We start from the raw sequence: 238 nt of genomic DNA on the forward strand, positions 1-238 counted from the left end.
GTTTTATGACATACACTGGGGAATACGGTACGATAGCCGCTCGACATACTTCATTAACCGCCCCTATCGCAGGTAATGTCGCTTTATAGGTACCGAAAAAATCCACAATTGCTATGTTCTGCGCCATGATCTTGATCTGGTTTTATGACATACACTGGGGAATACGGTACGATAGCCGCTCGACATACTTCATTAACCGCCCCTATCGCAGGTAATGTCGCTTTATAGGTACCGAAAA

The 238-nt window shown here is 45.0% G+C and carries 1 pseudogene; it reads right to left on the reverse strand.

What is annotated here, in order from left to right:
- Nucleotides 1-140, reverse strand: a pseudogene (locus BHE89_RS02900) (LpxL/LpxP family acyltransferase); the annotation flags it as partial.
- Nucleotides 141-238: the final 98 nt, after the last annotated feature.

It is taken from the genome of Shigella sp. FC1967 (genome assembly GCF_001743005.1).
Classification (GTDB): Bacteria; Pseudomonadota; Gammaproteobacteria; order Enterobacterales; family Enterobacteriaceae; genus Proteus.